The 20148-nt window shown below is 44.6% G+C and carries 22 protein-coding genes and 1 pseudogene; 10 read left to right on the forward strand and 13 right to left on the reverse strand.

The genetic code is table 11. The features are described from left to right. Positions 1–74: 74 nt before the first annotated feature. The 3 genes from RLO19_RS17430 to RLO19_RS17440 form a co-directional block, all read right to left on the reverse strand. Complete coding sequence (locus RLO19_RS17430; RefSeq protein WP_446358386.1) at positions 75–848, reverse strand: hypothetical protein; 774 nt, start codon at positions 846–848, stop codon at positions 75–77. A 53-nt stretch (positions 849–901) separates the two neighbouring features. Further along, entirely contained in the window at positions 902–1270 is a 369-nt protein-coding gene (locus tag RLO19_RS17435; RefSeq protein WP_446358388.1) for a Mo-dependent nitrogenase C-terminal domain-containing protein, read from the reverse strand. Between the two features lie 589 nt (positions 1271–1859). Continuing rightward, on the reverse strand, positions 1860–2039 hold the full coding sequence (locus RLO19_RS17440) for a hypothetical protein (RefSeq protein ID WP_446358389.1): 180 nt from the start codon (positions 2037–2039) through the stop codon (positions 1860–1862). 11 nt (positions 2040–2050) lie between these two features. Between RLO19_RS17440 and RLO19_RS17445 the strand changes: the two genes are divergently transcribed. Next, positions 2051–3160 (forward strand): leucine-rich repeat domain-containing protein, encoded by a 1110-nt coding sequence (locus RLO19_RS17445; RefSeq protein ID WP_446358391.1) that lies wholly within the window; start codon positions 2051–2053, stop codon positions 3158–3160. Between the two features lie 37 nt (positions 3161–3197). Here the strand turns inward: RLO19_RS17445 and RLO19_RS17450 are convergent, their stop codons facing one another. Further along, positions 3198–3773, reverse strand: a complete 576-nt coding sequence (locus RLO19_RS17450; RefSeq protein WP_446358393.1) for a hypothetical protein — start codon at positions 3771–3773, stop codon at positions 3198–3200. 174 nt (positions 3774–3947) lie between these two features. On the opposite strand from RLO19_RS17450, the gene RLO19_RS17455 reads away from it, so the two are divergent. Beyond that, on the forward strand, positions 3948–4544 hold the full coding sequence (locus RLO19_RS17455) for an SH3 domain-containing protein (protein WP_446358395.1): 597 nt from the start codon (positions 3948–3950) through the stop codon (positions 4542–4544). 192 nt (positions 4545–4736) lie between these two features. On the opposite strand, the gene RLO19_RS17460 is transcribed toward RLO19_RS17455, so the two are convergent. The 3 genes from RLO19_RS17460 to RLO19_RS17470 form a co-directional block, all read right to left on the reverse strand. Further along, positions 4737–6530 (reverse strand): ribonuclease J, encoded by a 1794-nt coding sequence (locus RLO19_RS17460; protein WP_446358397.1) that lies wholly within the window; start codon positions 6528–6530, stop codon positions 4737–4739. Between the two features lie 486 nt (positions 6531–7016). Beyond that, positions 7017–7901, reverse strand: a complete 885-nt coding sequence (gene dapA, locus RLO19_RS17465) for a 4-hydroxy-tetrahydrodipicolinate synthase (RefSeq protein ID WP_446358399.1) — start codon at positions 7899–7901, stop codon at positions 7017–7019. A 171-nt stretch (positions 7902–8072) separates the two neighbouring features. Next, entirely contained in the window at positions 8073–9116 is a 1044-nt protein-coding gene (locus tag RLO19_RS17470) for an aspartate-semialdehyde dehydrogenase (RefSeq protein WP_446358401.1), read from the reverse strand. Between the two features lie 994 nt (positions 9117–10110). Here RLO19_RS17470 and tig point away from each other — a divergent pair. The 5 genes from tig (at position 10111) to RLO19_RS17495 (ending at position 15005) form a co-directional block, all read left to right on the forward strand. Next, entirely contained in the window at positions 10111–11574 is a 1464-nt protein-coding gene (gene tig, locus RLO19_RS17475; protein WP_446358403.1) for a trigger factor, read from the forward strand. A 207-nt stretch (positions 11575–11781) separates the two neighbouring features. After that, positions 11782–12501 (forward strand): ATP-dependent Clp endopeptidase proteolytic subunit ClpP, encoded by a 720-nt coding sequence (clpP, locus tag RLO19_RS17480; RefSeq protein ID WP_446338176.1) that lies wholly within the window; start codon positions 11782–11784, stop codon positions 12499–12501. A 10-nt stretch (positions 12502–12511) separates the two neighbouring features. Next, entirely contained in the window at positions 12512–13852 is a 1341-nt protein-coding gene (gene clpX, locus RLO19_RS17485) for an ATP-dependent protease ATP-binding subunit ClpX (RefSeq protein WP_446358405.1), read from the forward strand. 33 nt (positions 13853–13885) lie between these two features. After that, the gene (locus RLO19_RS17490) at positions 13886–14740 is read left to right on the forward strand and encodes an alpha/beta fold hydrolase (protein WP_446358407.1); all 855 of its coding nucleotides are present in this window, start codon (positions 13886–13888) and stop codon (positions 14738–14740) included. A 109-nt stretch (positions 14741–14849) separates the two neighbouring features. Beyond that, positions 14850–15005 (forward strand): hypothetical protein, encoded by a 156-nt coding sequence (locus RLO19_RS17495; protein WP_446358409.1) that lies wholly within the window; start codon positions 14850–14852, stop codon positions 15003–15005. Here the strand turns inward: RLO19_RS17495 and RLO19_RS17500 are convergent. The 3 genes and pseudogenes from RLO19_RS17500 to RLO19_RS17510 all read right to left on the reverse strand — a co-directional run bounded on the left by RLO19_RS17500 (position 15000) and on the right by RLO19_RS17510 (position 15622). Further along, entirely contained in the window at positions 15000–15275 is a 276-nt protein-coding gene (locus RLO19_RS17500) for a leucine-rich repeat domain-containing protein (RefSeq protein WP_446358411.1), read from the reverse strand. The two genes, RLO19_RS17495 and RLO19_RS17500, sit on opposite strands and share 6 nt — an antisense overlap. Positions 15276–15310: 35 nt before the next feature. Further along, positions 15311–15379 (reverse strand): annotated as a pseudogene (locus RLO19_RS17505) (hypothetical protein); the annotation flags it as partial. Positions 15380–15385: 6 nt separating this feature from the next. Next, positions 15386–15622 carry a leucine-rich repeat domain-containing protein gene (locus RLO19_RS17510; protein ID WP_446358412.1) on the reverse strand — a complete coding sequence of 79 codons (237 nt, stop codon included), beginning with the start codon at positions 15620–15622 and terminating at the stop codon, positions 15386–15388. On the opposite strand from RLO19_RS17510, the gene RLO19_RS17515 reads away from it, so the two are divergent. Next, the gene (locus RLO19_RS17515; RefSeq protein WP_446358414.1) at positions 15596–15964 is read left to right on the forward strand and encodes a DUF1622 domain-containing protein; all 369 of its coding nucleotides are present in this window, start codon (positions 15596–15598) and stop codon (positions 15962–15964) included. The genes RLO19_RS17510 and RLO19_RS17515 overlap by 27 nt on opposite strands. Here RLO19_RS17515 and RLO19_RS17520 read toward each other — a convergent pair. Next, positions 15950–16984, reverse strand: coding sequence for a glutathione S-transferase family protein (locus RLO19_RS17520; RefSeq protein WP_446358416.1), 1035 nt, complete (start codon positions 16982–16984; stop codon positions 15950–15952). The two genes, RLO19_RS17515 and RLO19_RS17520, sit on opposite strands and share 15 nt — an antisense overlap. Before the next feature lie 247 nt (positions 16985–17231). Here RLO19_RS17520 and RLO19_RS17525 point away from each other — a divergent pair, with 247 nt between their 5' ends. Next, complete coding sequence (locus RLO19_RS17525) at positions 17232–17513, forward strand: hypothetical protein (protein ID WP_446358418.1); 282 nt, start codon at positions 17232–17234, stop codon at positions 17511–17513. A gap of 130 nt (positions 17514–17643) precedes the next feature. Here the strand turns inward: RLO19_RS17525 and RLO19_RS17530 are convergent, their stop codons facing one another. Continuing rightward, positions 17644–18132, reverse strand: coding sequence for a DUF3368 domain-containing protein (locus tag RLO19_RS17530; RefSeq protein ID WP_446358420.1), 489 nt, complete (start codon positions 18130–18132; stop codon positions 17644–17646). Further along, a complete protein-coding gene (locus RLO19_RS17535) occupies positions 18129–18389 on the reverse strand; it encodes a UPF0175 family protein (RefSeq protein ID WP_446358422.1) in 261 nt (86 codons plus the stop codon). Before RLO19_RS17535 ends, RLO19_RS17530 begins: the two co-directional genes overlap by 4 nt. A gap of 79 nt (positions 18390–18468) precedes the next feature. Between RLO19_RS17535 and RLO19_RS17540 the strand changes: the two genes are divergently transcribed. Beyond that, positions 18469–20091 (forward strand): ATP-binding protein, encoded by a 1623-nt coding sequence (locus RLO19_RS17540; protein ID WP_446358424.1) that lies wholly within the window; start codon positions 18469–18471, stop codon positions 20089–20091. Positions 20092–20148 lie beyond the last annotated feature (57 nt).

Here is a 20148-nt window from a genome sequence, read left to right on the forward strand (position 1 = left end):
CATGTAGGCTTGCAAAAACTATTCGAGCGTGGCAAGAATAAAGTCTTACAAGCCCCCGCATTTATGCGTGGGGTTCATGACGTCAATACATTAAACCGTTGCAGTAATGTTTCTAATACCACAGGCAAAGTCTTTTGTAAATCCTCAGGTTGGCGAAATAATAACTGCTGGTGCTGGGGAACCTCAAAGGGAAATTGTCCTGGTAAGTCTTGGCGTTCCATCTGCACCAGCAAAATTTGTTCTCGGCGCTTGCTGGTTAGGGCGTAACCGATTTCGACACAGACTTGAGGGCTGGGGATCACGAGGGGTGTCTGTTCTCTGTCCAATTTCGCGATCGCAGTACCATCGGCGACAAACAGCAAACTCTTACGGATGTGGCGCATCTGGGTACTACTGAGGCGCATCGGTTCACCCGCAGGGCGACGGGACTGTTGTAGGGTTAGGGGGAGACGCGATCGCTGATTGAAGCCCTCAAGGGTGTCATTGAGGCTATCCCGTAGCGCAACACTTGCACTAGAGCATTCAGTTTGATGACTCAAAAAGATAATCGGATCGAGTTGCGCCATCACCTCTTGCTTGGTGAAGTAAATCTCGTGGGAGATCAAATCAATATTGGAAATGGCATAGCCGCCGCTACCTTCGATGTAAAACTCTACCGTTTCCCCATCCAGGTAGCGCCCAAACCATTCCGATTCTTTGACATCCTGACTATCGTCTAAGAAGTCAGCCCTTAACCCGGACTTGAGCAAGCTGTTTTTGCTTAACCGCAGATCGTGAGGGCGTTTCTCCAGTTCTTTAATCGGTTCGTATTGCTGGAGATACCAGGCTTTCAGAGCAATGATTGCCATGCTGTGTGATAAAGGGTTCGACGCCTAACATTAAAATTCCCAGTCCTGGAATTTTAACAATAAGCGGAAATATCTTCACCACATTCATCTGCCAAATAGCACAGCGCCCGGAAGCGTAACCCTACCACTTCCTCATAGAAGGGATTCAGCTTACACAGAGGCGGAATGTGAAATAGGGTACGCCCAAATAGTTTAATGTCGCGCTCAAAGGGACATTGAGCGGGGATCAGATGGCAGATCAAGTGTGCCAGTTGGGGATTGTGTACTTCAACCCCATCAATCCACCGTTTAATTGGTTTGAGCAAATCAAACCGTTTTTTCCGTTGGGGAGGTTGGGTTGGGATTGAGGACGGCTGTTTTGGCTCTATCCAAACCCATTTCGTAAAAATCAGTTTCTTTGCTGTAAAATCAGATACACTCATAAATCTTTCCTGTGCTAGAAACAAACCAACTAAACCACTTCTTATTCACCTACAATTACTCTGGCATTCATACCGGATGAATGTCGGTAAAGCTTTGGTGAAGTTTTAGGGTGAAGTTTGCACGTTCTGTAAACTCAACCCGATCAAAAGCGGCTGTATTCACAGTTTCTTGGTTCTGTTGGTGATGACCCAGAGGTTAAAAAACTGGGTTATATATGCTGCTCTAACCAAGGAGCAGCGCATCTTAAAAGCAGGATTTATAAAGAGTTACTCGGTTGTGAGTCAATATGTCAAAACGAGCGATAAAAAAGCTGGTAATTGCCACTTTCTCCCCATTATTAAAGCTAGAGTGCTGATTTTCATGTTGCCAGAGGCTGAATTTGGGGGCATCAGTAATCTAACTGAAGTTCAGTTCATTGCCGTAGCGGTGTCCGTGACACCATTTATAAGCATAACTCATTAAGGTTATCAGGTTAACTGATATATGAGGAAGCGATCGCAAAATCTTCGGGATTGCTCTGGTATCGGCGATTCATCGATATCCGCTCCATGGGGTCAGGTTGCTTCTGCTCAATCCCCTATCTGGTAGTCAGTCATCTGAGATTGGCAAAGGAATGCGATCGCGCCAGCGACTTTTTGCATAAATCTGAAATCGAGAGGCAATACGCACGATGGCTACACCGATACAGACACTGAGGAGGAATGAACCTAAAATCAGTATTTTGGATCGCCGAAACCTTTGATATACCCTAGGGTGGGCAATGCCCACCAGCCTTAACCATGAAATCGACTAACGCCGTTGTTCTGATCACAAGTGTATTCATGTTCAGTGTCTGGGGATGGGGAATCACTCAAGCCGCCGAACCCAGTCTGGGGAGTTCTTTTCGGGATTTTTGTCTTCAAAAAGAAAGTTTGTCAGCCGAGACGAGAAAAACGGTGGAGGTGCTTTTAAAAGTAACTGGCACGAGTGATTGTGAACTAGCTACTGAAAATCTGTCAAGTCGTACTGAGCTTTACCTAGACAGAACAGGAATCAGTGACCTGAGTCCTTTATCAGGACTGACGAATCTAAATTGGCTTCAACTTATTAACAATCAAATCACCGATATCAATCCTCTAGCCAGACTCACTAACTTGGAGGTGCTTTACCTAGATTACAACCAAATTACCAATATTAGTCCTCTAGCCGGACTCACTAACCTGAATACACTTGTCCTTAATCAAAACCAAATTAGCGATATTAGTCCTCTCGCCGAACTCACTAACCTTGAGACACTTCAACTCATCAACAACCAGGTGAAAGATATCAGTTATTTAGTCGGATTAACAAGCCTGAGTTGGCTTCTACTTGATGACAACCAAATCACCGATATCCATCCCCTAAAAGAACTCAAAAACCTTGAGACAGTAGTCCTTAACAACAACCAAATAGCTACCGTCCACCTCGTGAAACTCACCAACTTGAAAGAGCTTCACCTTAGCAATAACCAAATCAACGATATCACTTTGGCAGAACTTCCCAATCTTTATTGGCTTAGTCTTAATGATAACCAAATCAAATATGTTAGCTTTCTAGCGGAACTCACTAACCTTCAGACACTTCAACTTGATGATAACCAGATTGCAGATATTAACCCATTAGCGGGACTCACTAACCTCAAGTGGCTTGCCCTCAGTGAAAACCAAATTACAGATGTTAACCCGCTAGCGGGACTCACAAATCTGGAGATGCTTCTGCTCAACAACAATCAAATCAAAGATGTCAGCCCTCTATCAGGACTCACAAATCTGACGATGCTTTTTCTTGAAGGCAATGAGATTTCTTTGGATAGCTCCGCTAATGCACAACCAACTTGCCCAGTCAGTCCCCCAGATATTTGCCAATTTTGAAAACGTAGCAAGAGTGTTATTTTGACTCAATCTATGTCTAATCAAAATGAAGTTTTTGAAATTCTGAAGGGATTTCTGTTACTTCTACTCTTTTATCTCTGTGCTGGTCGGAGCCAATAATAGCATTACTCCCATCTATGGCTACTGAATTACCAAATCGGTAGGTAGAACCCATAAATTTTTTAATGAAGTTAAACGTATCAGTTGTAGCAGGAGTCTCCAGCCTCCAACCAAACACTTCGCTTTTCCGTGCTGGAGCGTTATTTGTTGTCGATACGGATAATGTCTCTCCCGTAGCATTCTGGAATTGAAACAAGCAAAGTCCCAATCCAGTACCAGAACAGTCAACCACTTCGGTGTATCCTTTTTCAATTAAACTGTCAATAACTGCGCCTCGCTCCGGATTATTAAACTGAGCCATATTAAATATAGCTTGCCACCCTTCCTCAATTAACAATGTTCTTGCGTCTTGATAGGTCATACCTTGACGCAGCTTAGGGATGGGTTGCGCTAAGGCGGATAAATTCACCCAGAAGACCGTACTCAAAACCAGGCTCGAACAGAATAGTTTAAACATTTTGGCAACAATAAAAATATTTTTAGATTTTTGCAAATAGTCTCTGTAAACTGTAATATTATCATAAATGTAGGATTATTGAATGGACAAAGCCATTAATGGAATGCTGATTAGATCCGTCTTGAGTTTCATATATTTGCTGCCTTTATTTAGATTTATATTACCAAGCTAAGTAAGGAATCGCTTGATTCAAATAGTTGAGTTATTCCGATGAAAAGTTTAACAGTTTTTTTGGCAACAATTACGATGATTTCTGTATCGGCTTTAAGCTTACCAGCTCGGGCAGGTACTATCAACGCTCACTGTGATTTTTATCCCATCGGAGAAGATAGGGCATCCTCTAGTATGCCCTGCACATTTTCCCAACACCAAGGTTTTATCGGTATTGGCATAAACGGTGATATCTTGTACGAATTTAACCCTGTGGGTAACTCTCCTGGCAACTATACAGATGCGGCTGGCGATGCCGTCTATAGGCAGGCAGGGTTAGGCAGTCGCGGTCTGATTTTCCAACTCCGCGACAAAAAGATATACGTGTACTGGTCTCCAGATACTCGGATTGGCACCTTAAGAGCGAACAATCCGGAGTCGCGCATTAACCTGCGGCAGCAGCCCACCCTTAACTCTGGCACGAATGGGTATGGACTCGTGGGCGATCGCGTCACTGTTTTGGAATGTCGCCAAGACAACGACACACTGGGCAGCAACCTCAACTGGTGCAAGGTGCAGTTTCCCAAGTCCAGAGAGATCGGCTGGATTCGTAGCGACTTTATTATCTTCCCCGTAAAGATTGAACGCTGGAGTTGATTTGAGGGAGAAGGTGATCACTGTCCTTTTAAACTAAAAGTGATTATATTTACATCGCTAACACTACTTTGGAAGTGTAATGAACAAGTCTTTGATAACTTTAATGCTGGTTTCGATGATACTTTTTTGTTAAATGGAATCCTATTAACATTGTAGAGACGTAGCATGCTACGTCTCTACAGTCGGTATACCCTAAGAAGCCGCCTTAGCTGCTGTGCGCTGACGCCGACGTCCTACCGTTTTCACAGGAGGTTCCTCTGGATTTTGTAGTAAGAAAACCACTAGAGGACGGCTTTGAAGTTCGCGGCGAGTTAACCGTTCTATATCCCGCTCAATTTTCTGTTGCAATCCTGTCCAGTCAATTTCTGGTTGTTTTTTGTCATCAAAGGATTTGGCAAAGTCTGTCCACCCATCGCTCAATGTTCGTTCAATCGTCTTAATCACTAACTGCTGAAGCAAGGATTTCTCCACACTGGCGACCACACCCCGCAGGTGTATTTCCGGTTGGGCGAGGAGTTTACCCTCCCAACTAACGGCGGCGGCGACAGTCACTACACCATCTCCTGCAAGCTGCTGACGTTCCTTAAGCACTTCATGATGCACGATACCTGATCGATCCACTAGCTCAATACCAGAGGGGACTTGACCGACAACGCTAATACTATCCTCGGTTAATTCCACCACATCCCCGTTATTGGTAATCACAATATTTTCTGCCGGGATACCCATCTTTTGCGCCATTTTCCCATGTTGGATCAGCATCCGATGTTCCCCGTGAACGGGCATGAAAAACTTGGGTCGGGTCAAGGCGAGCATCAGCTTATGGTCTTCTTGAGCACCATGACCAGAAACGTGAATCCCTTGATGGCGTCCATAGATCACGTTTGCCCCTTGCATCATCAGCCGATCAATGGTGTTGACAACGGCGATTGTATTACCGGGAATGGGATTAGCAGAGAAAACAACCGTGTCACCTTCTTGAATTTTCAGTTTCCGGTGTTCCCCTTTGGAAATACGGGTGAGAGCAGCCAGGGGTTCACCTTGAGACCCAGTGGTTAAAATTAACACTTTTTCTGGGGGTAAACTATTGGCGGCGTGGAGTGGCTCAAATAAGCTATCGGGACATTTTATATACCCCAGATTCCGAGCTTGAGCAATAACATTGAGCATGGAACGACCAACAACCGACACCACTCGGTTTTGTTTTTGTGCCAGATCTAAGATGAGTTGCACTCGATGAACCGATGAGGCAAATGTGGTGACCAGTATTCGTCCCGGTGCTTGGGAGAAAATGCGATCCAGGTTGGGATAGACGGACGCTTCGGAAGGGGTGTGTCCGGGAACTTCAGCGTTGGTGGAATCGCTGAGGAGACAAAGCACTCCTTTTTCACCGTGTTCGGCTAACCTCTGGAGATCAAAGTATTCGCCATCGACCGGGGTATGATCGACTTTAAAGTCTCCGGTGTGGATAATGACCCCAATGGGCGTGTGAATTGCTACGGTAAAACTATCGGCAATGGAGTGAGTGTTGCGAATATATTCAACCATAAAGGACGAACCGATCCGCACCATGTCACGAGGGCTAACGGAATTTAACTTTGTGCGATCGGCAACTCCTGCTTCCTCGAGTTTGCCTTGCAGCAGCGCCATCGCCAGTCGAGGTCCGTGAATTACGGGAATATCGAATTGCTTCAAGTGATAGGGAAGTCCACCAATATGATCTTCGTGACCATGGGTGACAATCATGCCCTTGATTTTATGGCGATTTTCCCGCAAATAGGTCATATCGGGCAGAACGATATTAACCCCGTGCATTTCATCATTAGGAAATCCTAATCCTGCATCCAAGAGAATAATTTCATCGTTGAACTCGAAAATACAGGTATTTTTGCCGATTTCATGCAGCCCACCCAAGGGAATGATTTTTAGAGCGGCTGAAGATTTATTACTAGTCAATTTGCCTCCTTTGAGATTTCTATTTCTCATTAATTACAACGTTAAACCTGGATTGAAAATTGCCGTTTTTTAGAAAATAAATTTTGGGCAATAAACTAATCTTAATCTAATCTAGACTAACTCAAGTTTTTTAGAAGTGGTAGCCATTCTTATTCGAGTTATGCATGAACCTATCGGAAAGAAAGAACATAAGATCTGATCAATAATTGAAAACGGCTATCAAAAACCGACGTGAAAGAACACGAGGTTACAATTCAAAACGATATCCTTGGCTTAATGCCTGCTGTCATGAATTAAAATGGATTAACAAGTCGTTTTATTATGAAAACTGAGCTTGTTTCTAGAGTTTATCGATAAAAATATGGAATTATCGATCAATTATCACTCTAGCACCTCAATGGGCAAGGGGCAGACAATAGTCTACTTTAGCCAAACAATTAAGAGCCGTTCCTAGATAAATGTTTTGTTTTATTTTAAGGGCAATTTAACTCTCCTAATATGAACATCGATGAGAATTTATAGTAAAGAAAGCTCTTGGAGAACCGTCTTGACTTGTTGTTGCAATTCCATAGGCAGATCACTCAATGGTGGACGCGGTGAACCGACATCCCATCCTTGGAGTTTTAATGCAGCTTTGAGTGGAATAGGATTGGCAGTACAAAACAAGACTTTAAATAAAGGAAAAAGCTTTAAGTGAATGTCTTTAGCTAGGTCGGTTTGACCCGCTTGGAAAGCCTGGATCATCTGCTGGAGTTCTCGACCAACTAGATGGGAGGAAACACTGACTACCCCACTTGCCCCTAGTGCTAATAAAGCTAAGGTAAAGGAATCTTCTCCTGAGTAAATGGCAAAATCCGGTGGCGTTAAACGTCGTACTTGACTGCCTTGCTCGAAGCTGCCACTTGCCTCTTTAATCGCTACAATATTGGGAATTTCCGCTAAACGGGCAACGGTTTCCGGTTGGAGGTTTTGACCCGTGCGGCTAGGTACATTATAGAGCATCACAGGCAAGTCAGGACTGGATTTGGCAATTGCCTGGAAATGATTATAGAGTCCATCTTGTGGGGGTTTATTGTAATAGGGAACGACTTGTAATGAACCATCTACCCCTAGTTTAGCGACTTTTTGGGTAGCTGAGATCGCTTCTTGGGTGGAATTTGACCCTGTGCCAGCAATTACCTTGGCTTTACCCGCCACCGCTTTTTGCACCACCTGAAATAACTGGCACTCTTCATCCCATGTCAATGTCGGTGATTCACCCGTCGTACCACAGACGACGACGGTATCAGTACCCTGCTGTACTAAATGAGCTGCTAATTCCTCAGCAACCTGATAATTCACACTGCCGTCTTCTTTAAACGGCGTAATCATTGCCGTTAATACACGTCCAAAATTGACCACCCTTATTTCACTCCTATTTGGTCATTAGTTATTGGTCATTTGTCATTAGTCATTAGTTATAAGCCATTGGTCATTAGTTATCGAGCTAACCAACTCTCAACTAACGACAATAAACGCACAACTGCTTTGCCACAGGATTGAACAAAGGACAAATGACCAAGGACAAACAAATTAATAAGCCATCATTGCTGTTGCTGGCTTTAACCAATTCCGTTCCACCAACAACTCGGCAATTTGTACAGCATTCAAAGCTGCCCCTTTGCGAATTTGGTCACCACTCAACCAAATCTCTAATCCACACGGATGGGACAAGTCTTGTCGAATGCGTCCCACCAGTACATCGTCCTTACCCGTAGCATCTATAGGCATGGGGAAATAATTTGCCTGCCAATCTTCCACCAGTCGCACTCCCGGTGCATTGGCAAGTAGATCCTTGGCTGTGGCGACAGACATGGGTTGAGCAAACTCTAGATTAATCGCTTCTGAGTGAGCTCGCAGCACAGGAACTCGAACACAAGTAGCGCTGATTCGGATCTGGGGATCATTGAAAATCTTGCGGGTTTCATTGACCATTTTCATCTCTTCCTCACAATACCCCTGATCATTCAACGGGGAATTGTGGGGAAACAGGTTAAACGCCAAGGGGTAGGGAAAGCTTTCCGTTGGTGGCGTTTGCTCCTGCAAAATTGCCTGCGCCTGCACTTTTAGTTCTTCCATCGCCCGTCTACCTGCACCGCTAGCCGATTGATAGGTAGCGGCAATAATCCGTTGGACGGGTTGCACCCGATGCAGAGGCCAAACGGCTACTGCCATTAGGATTGTCGTGCAGTTGGGATTGGCAATAATCCCTTTATGCTTCGCCGCCGCTTCCGGATTGACCTCAGGAATAACCAGTGGTACATCAGGATTCATGCGAAAAGCACTGGAATTGTCAACAACCACAGCTCCCTGCTCAACTGCTTTAGATGCCCAAGCTTTAGATGTTGAACCACCAGCCGAGGCTAAAACCAAATCCACCTCTTTAAACGAATCTTCCCCCACGGCTTCCACCGATAGGGATTCGCCTCGAAACTTGAGAGTTTGTCCCGCCGACCGGGGTGATGCTAAGAGTTTTAGATGGGTAAGGGGAAAGTTGCGGGTTTCTAGTAATTCCAGTAACTCGGCGCCGACTGCACCCGTTGCGCCCAGTATAGCAACGCGAACTTGACTAGACAAATGATCTACCTCCAATTTTTTAACACATCGATCCTGTTGACAGTGATTTAACTGAGCCAGAAAGATCAATTAAATTTTCTTAAGTTTAAAACACTATTTAGGGAAATTATCGAATCTATATCCTGACAAAATCCATAAGATTTTAACAAAAAAGATGCTTATCTGTGATAACACGACAGACCTAGGTTCGCGCCAATTGACTGAGATATTGCCGTTGGCTTGCCCTTAAAGGGACAGATTAACGATAACAGTTCTCGTTCGGAGTTGATGAGTAGGCTAGCTCAATGCATTAGTACAGGGTGACATAGATAACTCATTCGTCAAAATTATTTCCCAGCTTCCAGACGAAGCCGACTACGTCTGCTGGAGAAGGCTGCCCCAGTTCTCCCGGCTTCGACAGTGGAAAACCTCTGCCGAGCTGGTCTAGAGGGTAGATTCGCTGCTGTAGACGCTCTGAATGTACTATCATCAGATACGGAAACCCCGCCAGACAGACTCAATCTATGTCTCTTTTATACCCTGAAACAATGACTAGAACTCAAATTAACTAGTTGTCAGACTAGCATATCATGAGGTGTTTGGATTAGCCTGTGACAACTCCACACACTGACTCTTACGAGTACAGCGTGGGCTTGTAGAGGAGCCTTTGTCATTAGCCTGAGTTGTTTCGCTCTCTTACACAAGCACGCTCGTTATCCCAGGATAGATACTTGGTGAACGTACAGACTGTCCATGTTTGGTCTGGAACTTGTTCCAGTTTTGAACACTGCGGTTCTTTGATTTTACATTCAGCGCTGTGGAGAGGGGAAGTGTTGAGAACAGAAAACTTAGGGATAACATGGGCGAGGAACACCCCATCCATTTTGGATGCCATGCCACTATGATTGGCATTACTGGCGATTTATCCCACCTCTGCAACAGCAGTAGGGCGTGGGGAACCGATCGCCGGATTCGCTAAAGAGCTAAAATTCAGTTGTCTCCAAAAAAAGCGTCAATGAAAGTTACTCAGGAAAAACTCCCCAAGAGCCAACTCGGTCTGGAAATTGAGATTCCCGCCGAAACGACTAAGAAGGTCTACGAGAAGGTCGTGCAAAATCTTGCCCGCTCTGCCAACATTCCTGGGTTTCGCAAGGGAAAGGTGCCGCGTCAAATTTTGCTCCAGCGCCTCGGTCCGGGACGGATCAAAGAAGCAGCGCTGGAAGATTTGGTACAAAATAGTTTACGGGACGCCCTGAGCCAAGAAACCATTGAGGCACTGGGCAACTATCAGCTGGTTTCCACCTTTGAAGAACTGCTGAGTCAGTTCCAGCCGGGACAACCGTTAACATTCTCGGCATCGGTGGATGTGCCTCCAGAAATCAATTTGGGAGACTACAGGAATCTCAGCGTCAAAGCCGAAGAGGTTAAGTCAGACCCTGAGGCGGTGGATAAATTTTTGGCAGAACGTCAGGTTCAGCACGCCACGCTGATTCCCGTCGAATCGCGCCCCGCCCAAATGGGTGATGTGACGGTTGTGGATTATAAGGGTCGTTTGACACATGAGGAAGAGGAAGCCGTTGATATTTCTGGCGGTGAGGCGACTGACTTTCAGCTAGAACTCGAAGAAGGACGGTTTCTGGCTGACATTGTGCAGGGAATTGTGGGCATGACACCAGGGGAAACCAAAGAGGTGCAGGTGACGTTTCCGGAGGATTATCCCCGAGAGGATTTAGCCAGCAAGAGTGCTGTCTTTACTCTTACTCTCAAAGAACTCAAAGAAAAAGAGTTACCCGAACTCGACGACGACTTCGCCCAAGACATTAGCGAAGAGGAAACCATCAGCGAATTGCGCGACTCTTTGGCAGAACAATTTGCCGAAAAAGCCGAGCAAGAAACCAAAACCAATAAAGAAAATGCTCTGGTCGAAGCGCTGGTGGCACAAGTTGAGATTGATCTACCCGAAACCCTGATTGAGCGGGAAGTCCAGACGATATTAACCCAGACTGCGATCCAGATGGAAAACTACGGGATGGATCTGCAGAAAGTGTTTACAGCGGAAATGATGCCCCAACTGCGAGAGCGTTCTCGTCCCGATGCGATCGCACGCCTGCGCCAATCCCTTGCCCTTGAGGAACTGGCTAAACGGGAATCACTGACTGTGGATGATGAACAGATGGATGCCAAATGTCAAGAAGTGATGAAACAATTGGCAGGGCAAGATGTCGATCCGCAACGCTTGCGGGAGTACGTTAAAGCCGATTTGCTCAAAGAGAAAGCCCTTGAATGGTTGGAAGAACACGCTACCATTGAACTGGTTCCTCAAGGCTCACTAGCGACAGAACAAACAACGGATACACCGGAAACTATCTCTGAGGCAAGTGAAGACGCCGCCGAGCAGCCTGAAGCCACGGCTGATCAAGACAGCGAGGAAACATCACCCACCCCTGATGCTTCTGAACAAACGGCAGCGAGCGAATAAACTTGGGGTTTGGGGAGTTAACCCAGACAAAGCAGGAGCTCTCAGTCTTGGGAAAAAGATTTAATCGCCAACCTCAGCACTTATTGATGTTGCTAAGGCATAATGGTGATTAGAAGTTAACGTGGGTTGACTCCCGCCCAATGTGTTCAAACCTGCCTGCCGGGAAAAACATTCACTTGTTGACACAAATACTTTACTCCTTGTTCTATGCTGCAATCCCAGTTCCCTGACCACTCATTTACAAGCTGGAGTTCCCCGGAAATTGACTCAGTTAGTACAAACAGTCATTCAAGCAACGTCGTACCGATGGTGATTGAACAGTCTGGTGTAGGGGAACGGGCGTTTGATATCTACTCGCGGCTACTGCGGGAGCGGATTGTGTTTCTGGGAACAAGAATCAATGATGTGGTGGCTGACTCGATCATTGCCCAGCTCCTGTATTTAGAAGCCGAAGATCCAACCAAGGATATCCAGATTTACATTCACTCCCCCGGCGGACCTATTCTCGGACTAGGGGGAGTGATTGCTGGGATGGCAATTTATGACACAATGCAACAGATTCGTCCCGATATTGTCACAATATGTTTTGGTGCGGCGACGGATATGGGCGTGATTCTGCTAACGGGAGGAACACCCGGAAAACGCATGTCCCTGCCCAATGCACGGATCATGATCAGCCAACCCCTCGGCGGCGCCCAAGGACAAGCCGTTGACATCGAAATCCAAGCCAAGGAAATTTTATATCATAAAAATCAGCTCAATGAGCTAATGGCGTATCATACAGGTCAACCTTACGAAAGAATCGCCACGGACACTGAGCGCGACTTTTTTCTGTCAGCAGCGGAAGCCAAAGAGTATGGTTTAGTTGACCAAGTTATCTCGCGAGAGAATCTCAAGAGCGACGCCACCGTCACTTCTATTAAGTAAGAGGCTCCTTATGTCTAAATACGACTCCCATCTAAAATGTTCATTTTGTGGCAAGTCTCAAGAGCAGGTTCGCAAGTTAATTGCTGGACCGGGAGTCTACATTTGCGACGAATGTGTAGATTTGTGTAACGAAATTTTAGATGAGGAGTTGCTCGATTCCAGCGCTCCGGCTCCCCAGCAAGTTCCCCGCTCGGAACCCCCACAAAAACGTCGCACTCGCACATCAGCTTTGTCACTGAATCAGATTCCTAAACCTCGGGAACTGAAAAAGTATCTTGATGAACATGTCATCGGTCAGGATGATGCTAAAAAAGTCCTCTCTGTAGCTGTTTATAACCACTACAAGCGCCTAAGTTTTATCGAAGCCAAGGCAAAGGGTAAAGCTGGAGTAGACGATGCGGTGGAACTGCAAAAGTCTAATATTCTGCTCCTGGGACCCACTGGTTGTGGTAAAACATTACTGGCTCAAACCTTAGCGTCTGTACTTGATGTCCCCTTTGCTGTCGCCGATGCAACAACGCTGACGGAAGCCGGTTATGTGGGTGAAGATGTGGAGAACATCTTACTGCGGCTGTTGCAGGTGGCGGATTTGGATGTTGAAGAAGCGCAACGGGGAATTATTTATATCGATGAAATCGATAAAATTGCCCGCAAGAGCGAAAATCCTTCGATTACGCGGGATGTTTCTGGGGAAGGGGTTCAGCAAGCTTTACTGAAGATGCTAGAGGGAACCGTTGCCAACGTGCCACCTCAGGGCGGACGTAAGCATCCCTATCAAGACTGCATTCAGATTGACACAGGCAATATATTATTTATCTGTGGTGGTGCCTTTGTCGGCTTAGAGAAGGTGATTGAACAGCGTTTAGGGAAGCGCTCAATCGGCTTTATCCAACCGGGAGAAGGTCAATCGAAAGAAAAACGTGCGGCGGATTTACTGCGACATTTAGAACCCGATGACTTGGTGAAGTTCGGGATGATTCCGGAATTTATCGGTCGTATCCCGATCGCGGCTGTGGTTGATCCTTTGGATGAAGAAGCTCTGATCGCGATTTTGACTCAGCCGCGCAATGCTCTGGTGAAGCAATATCAGAAATTGTTGAAGATGGATAACGTGCAGCTTGGGTTTACTGAAGACTCGCTGCGAGCCATTGCTCAGGAAGCGTATCGGCGAAAAACGGGAGCGCGAGCGCTGCGGGGTATTGTGGAAGAGTTGATGCTAGAGGTAATGTACGAATTACCCTCGCGTAAAGATGTGACTCGCTGTACGATTACCCGGGAAATGGTGGAGAAACGTTCGACAGCCGAACTGTTGCTGCATCCGTCATCCCTACCCAAGCCGGAATCGGCATAAACTTATCAGTGGTGGTATCAAAACGAATTAAGAATGCCTCTAGTTAACGTTCGCGGCGTCGATCATTACTATGAGTGGATTGGTGCGTCTCAGTCGCTAGATGATAAGCCTGTAATGGTTTTCATTCATGGTTGGGGCGGTTCTGCTCGGTATTGGCAAAGTACGGCTGAGGCGCTGTCGGATCAGTTTAATTGTTTGCTTTACGATTTGCGCGGATTTGGGCGATCGCGGCTTCCTCTAGAACCCGTCGGGTTACTCTATGAAATGGAGGACTATGCCCAAGATTTGGCAGCGTTGTTAAAGAAGCTCGCTCTCAAGCGCGTCTATATTAATGCTCATTCTATGGGCGCATCCGTGGCGACGATGTTTCTCAACCGCTATCCGGAGCAAGTGGAACGGGCAATTTTAACTTGTAGCGGTATTTTTGAATACGAGGAAAAATCCTTTGCCGCTTTTCACAAATTTGGCGGTTATGTGGTAAAGTACCGCCCACGCTGGTTTTTACGCATTCCCTTTGCTGGGGCGTTATTTATGGCGCGATTTTTACATCGTCCTCTACCGGGAACGGTGAGTCGGGCATTTTTGGAAGATTTTATCATGGCGGATTATGATGCCGCCTTGGGGACGATGTTAACGTCGGTGAGTAAGTATGCGGCGGAGGTAATGCCATCGGAATTTGCCCAGTTAACAGTACCGACGCTATTAGTGGCGGGGGAATATGATCAGATTATTCCCTCTGCCTTGGGACAACGGGCAGCCGCTTTGAGTGACAAGGTGGAGTATTGGGAAATTCCAAATACGGCTCATTTCCCGATGTTGGAAGCCCCGGATGTTTATCTCAAAGGGGTGCGGCAATTTTTGAATGGTGAGCAAGAGATAAAAATTTGACAATACGCGAAGTAAAAATCGTTGTAGAGACGTTCCGCCGGAACGTCTCTATTATTAGGTTCGGTCGCTACATCAATAAAGGTAACGTTACTGTACGCCATCAATAAGGGTGAGTTATGAGAATAGAGGGCTTTATGAAGAGCGGGTTTTTCAGGGAAATGAGCGGATTATCTCGCCAATGCTGCCAGATTTGGAGTTAACGACTGAGATGGTGCTGAATGCGGGAGGATTAGATGATGAATTGCTGTTATCAATATTGCTATAAATCCAGCTTGTATCGGTCGGTTGATTGGCTAATCCATTCTGGCATCTCTCTTATTTGATTCTTCGATAAATTTAGTTGTCTCAGCCTCGATAGAAAAGTGTTTTTGGCAATACTTTCTGGTATCTCTCTTATCTGATTCTTCGATAAATCTAGCACTTTCAATCTCCGCATGGAAGTGCTTTGAACAATACATTCTGGTATCTCTCTTACCTGATTGTTCGATAAAATAAGCCACCACAGGTTAGTGAGTTTGGTAATACATTCCGGCATCTCTGTTATCTGATTTTCCCCTAAAATAAGCCATTCTAGGTTAGCGCGTTCCCTGGGGGAATCTCTGTTATCTGATTGTTAGCTAAATTCAGCGATCGCAGATTCGTGAGTTAGGAAATCCCTGGGGGAATCTCTGTTATCTGATTGTTAGCTAAATTCAGCGATCGCAGATTCGTAAGGTGAGCAATTTCATCAGGAATTTTGGTAATACGTTTGTTTGACAAATTTAGTTCCGTTATTCCCTGGTGGATAGCTTGAGTAATAATTTTGAGGAATTCTGCACGAGTTAGTCTGCCTTGTGTATCAGTTGATACATTTTTATGGTCATATTCTTCTTGGTTAGTCATGCTGTTATAACCTCAGTCTTACCCGTGAAACCCTCGTTCTATCTAATTTATTTCTGTAATCTGTTCAATTTTCAATCCGCCACAGCATTCCAAGAAAGTCGCCTGCAAATGGGTTACTCCTTCTCCTTGGGATTAGGCTTTCTCATCGGTGCGAGTATCCTGAAAACCACGATCGCGCCGAAATGGAATGATATTGGACAGCTAGCGGCGATTATCGCCATCCGCACCGTGTTAAACTATCTATTGCTACAAGCGATCACCAACAGTTCTGAACCCCTGGAAAAGTCCCCAGACAGCCAGGATGTAGACAACTCAAAGCTAGTCGGTTCAGTTGATCGCTGATACTTTACCCACCGTTTCCCGACAATGGGGTTCCATTAGGCTGGATACATCGGGACCGTTGGGGATGATTCCTCCAGGATTCAGCGGAAACAAATTCCCATAATAATCTCGCTTAACACTCTCTAAATCGCAGGTATCCGCAACCCCCGGAAGCTGATACAAATCGCGCAGGTAAGCGCCTAGGTTTTGATAGTCTTTAATCCGGCGACGGTTACATTTGAAGAGTCCGTAGTAAACAATATCAAAACGGAATAGGGTTGTAAATAAACGCACATCTGCCAACATCACCCTATCCCCACATAAATAGCGATTCGTCTCTAGCACCTCATCAATTTCATCAAGTGTAGTAAACAATTCATCACAGGCTTGATCGTAAGCCTCCTGAGATTGGGCAAAACCGCAGCGATAAACCCCATTATTGACCCCGTGGTAAATCTTATCATTCCACTCATCGATCACGGACTTCAGATCCTCTGGATACAAGTCAAGTGCGGAATTTTTGGCGAACTGATTAAACTGAGAGTTGAGCATAACAATAATCTCTGCACTCTCATTATTAACAATCGTCTTTGTCTGGTTATCCCACAAGACTGGCACCGTCGAACGCCCACTGTAACCGGATTGGGCTAACTGGTATAGTTCCGGCAAGGTGTGATACCCTTCTTCGGGTTTCTCAAACACCCAGATTCCCTGATCTGAAGATGGCGAGACAATAGACACTCCGATAACCTCATCCAATCCCTTCAGCGCCCTAACAACAAGCGTCCGATGCGCCCAAGGACATCCCAGTCCCACAAACAGAGTATAACGTCCTGAGACGGGTGGATAGGGATTTCCGGCGTCTGTACCAATCGTCTGTCTAAACTGACTCTCTGGGCGAATGTATTCTCCCTTTTTGCTGGGTGGTGCCAGTTTGGACATCATAATCTGCCACATTGTCGTCCAGACAAACTTGCCCAACCGGATAATTACGGTTGACGGGAGAGATGTGCCTTTCGGTTTCCAAGAAGACGTTGCCATGAGTGAAGAATTGAATTTTATCCTACTGGCGTGACACAGCTAAATTTGTGGCATAGATTTCACCGTTCAATCGGGCGCACGGAGCGTGCGCCCCTACAATTCCAACCCAGCAAATTAGGTGTACCACACCACTACTGTATCGAATAGCGGCGAATAGTAGCGATCGCACCCAGGAATGATAGTCTAGCTACTATTGGGTTTTCCTGCCGAGCATCCAACACCAAAGCACACCAGACAAACGTTAGATATGGCTAACATAACCATCCAATCAGCCACTGAACTTGACAACGGCTGGTCTTATCAGGTGAAACTGGAACATGGTCGCGAGTATAACTACGACGTCACCCTAAATCAGTCAGACTATAACCAATGGTCTCAAGGGGAAGTTTCACCTGAACAATTAGTCGAGGCGGCGTTTGAATTTTTGCTAGAACGTGAACCCGCCTCGTCTATCATGTCAAAATTTGATTGTGCCGTAATCCGCCGCTATTTTCCAGAAGTGGATAGCGAGTTACCGAAGAAACTTTAACGGTTAAAACTCAGGCTATTCATCATCTGGTCTAACACTTGTTTATTGCGTTGATAGCGTTGATCTTGCATATCATAAGTCATCCCAATCAAATGTCTATAATCTCTGTTTAATTAATTCTAGCATTAATTTACTCTCCAACCCGGTTCAGCGCTTCTTGATAGAGCGATTGGCTGAGGCGAAATTTACCTTGATTTTGTAAGGCGTCTAGTTGTTCCTTTAGAGTTATAATTAAACCTTGTTGTTTCGCCCAAATTAGAATTCCCACCGTACCTAATACAGGTAAACCCATTTGCCGCGCTACTCGCCGTGCGTTCTTCTCATCTAGTAAAATAGCGTCTACAGGGTTTTCAGCAAAAAGAGCGATCGCTTCAGCTTCCCCTTCATCCAGTTCTATCCTTAACAGCGATATTACAGACGTGTTTGTCACTTGACGAATAGTCAGCCATGATGCTGAAGCCACATCCTGTGCGCCGGGTTGTCCTTTTCCAGTTTCGACAACTTCTCTCCAAACGGCTTGAGGGAGAAACACACCATCAGGAAATCGCTGGTGCAACAGAGAAAGCTGCCCAATTGTACTTAGGGCAATTAAAATTGAAGAATTGGTAACGGCTCTCAACCCAAAGACTCCAGTGTTTCAAGGTCTGCTTCCAATTCTTCTAGATCATAGCTCCGTTCAATCCTTTCTTGACCTAACAACTCGTGAAATTGCCATTTAGTCATTTGTGCGAGTTCTCGGGCTTTACCGAAGGATAGTATTCCCTTTTGGTATAATCGGATAGCGACTTCCTGACGCAGACGGGGAAGGCGTTCGGTTGGTGGTACTCGCAACGCTTCGGCAATGTTATCGGGAATTTCGAGAGTTAGTTTGGTCATGGTAATTATCTAATTTTGACATTCTTCCTTAATTCTACCTATACTAAAGGAATACTGCATAGATACCCGTAATTATAACATGGAATTCAATAGTTTTAATTCCTTTGATCCCCTCAAGGTTAAACTTACTGCTGGTACAGAGGCTCAAGCCAATGCACTAAGAAGAGAAATTGAAAATATTTTAAAATCTTACGTCGGTTGGTATGACCCCTTTTGTGAAGCAATTCAAAATGCTATAGATTCTGTTGAAAAGCGCAGTAAAATCGGCGAAGACAATTATCCGCCTTCGGTCTGGATTATCATTAACATACAGGATAACTATCTGAGTGTTACAGACAATGGTGTTGGTCTAACTAAAGAACAATTTGAACAATTTTTAGCACCTTATTTTTCTTTTAAATCGGGCGATACTCGTGGAAAAAAGGGAGCAGTAGCAACTTATCTAGCCTATGGATTCAATGAAATAAAAGTTGGTACTAAAACAGAACACTATAGTGCTAGTGGTAAAATGGTTGGTGCAAAAAAATGGGTTGATGATCCTAACCCAGCTGCAAACCCGGAGGTTACACCAGATCAAAGTGGTGCTGTTGATTCAAGATTTGATGAAATCGACAAAGGTGTTTCCATCTGTATCAAATTTGGCAAGGGGACTTTTCCCGCGAATCTCAATTGGATTCAGACAAATGATGCTGAATCTTGGATGAAAATTCTACGAGTGAAAACTGCTATCGGAGCAATTTTTAAGAATGATAATATCACAATTTATCTGAAAGTAATTGACAAAGACGGAAAAATTACAGAGGCATCAACTTCTGAAATTGAGTATTTATGGACACATTTAAGAGCGCAAAAATATGCATCAAGAGATAAAATTGAACAAAAAAGAAAAGAATTATTTGACAAAGGTAAAGATCCGAATAAATTACCTAGCAATTTGCAAAATCTAGAAGTTATCTATAAGGAATGGAATTTTAATGAATTAATTTCAGAATTAAAATTAGAGTCGGAAGAAATTAAAATTTGCAACACCTATAAACCTTGGGTTTATGGTGGATATGTTTTTTCAACTAAAAAATGGGAGCAGTTTAACAGGAGTCTAAATCTAAGAGAGAAACAGAGAATACTCTATGGTGGAATTCAAGTGGCTGCCAATAATATGCCGCAAGGAGAATTAATCCAGATTCCTTTAAATCGAAATATAGGCAGACAAAATAATGCTCATATTGTTATTCATTTCAGTAATTATGAACCCGATTTAGGAAGAAAAGGATTCAAGCATGAAATTGTTGATTTTGCAAAATCAGTATCTGCAAAATTAGTAGAAAAACTTTTTAAACATCACAAATATCTCAAGCCAACAACTGGCGCAAGAGCCGATTTGTTAAGACAGGAAAGTATAGAAGAATGGAAAGAAAAGTTAAGTTTACATGAAAAAGAAAATCCGCTGACATTAAACAATCCAAATTTTTTCATGCCAACAAATTCTATAGCAATTACTTCAATTCCATCAAGAGAACAAGATGTTATTGCTCTTTTTAATCAACTGATTGCAGGAGGTGTTATTCGTGGTGTAAACATCATGTCTACTAATGAGCGATTTACCTATGACGGTCTGTATAGAATAGTGATTAATGAACCAACTGAACATCATATATATAACTCAGAAAACAATCCTTTAGGTATTTCTACTCAACACCTATAAGGATTTCTGATAAAGCCCCTGGGGTTAATCGTGTAAAAATGAAGAAAAAATAAATCT

Origin of the sequence: Coleofasciculus sp. G2-EDA-02, from assembly GCF_040226375.1 — a bacterium.
Lineage (GTDB): Bacteria > Cyanobacteriota > Cyanobacteriia > Cyanobacteriales > Coleofasciculaceae > Coleofasciculus.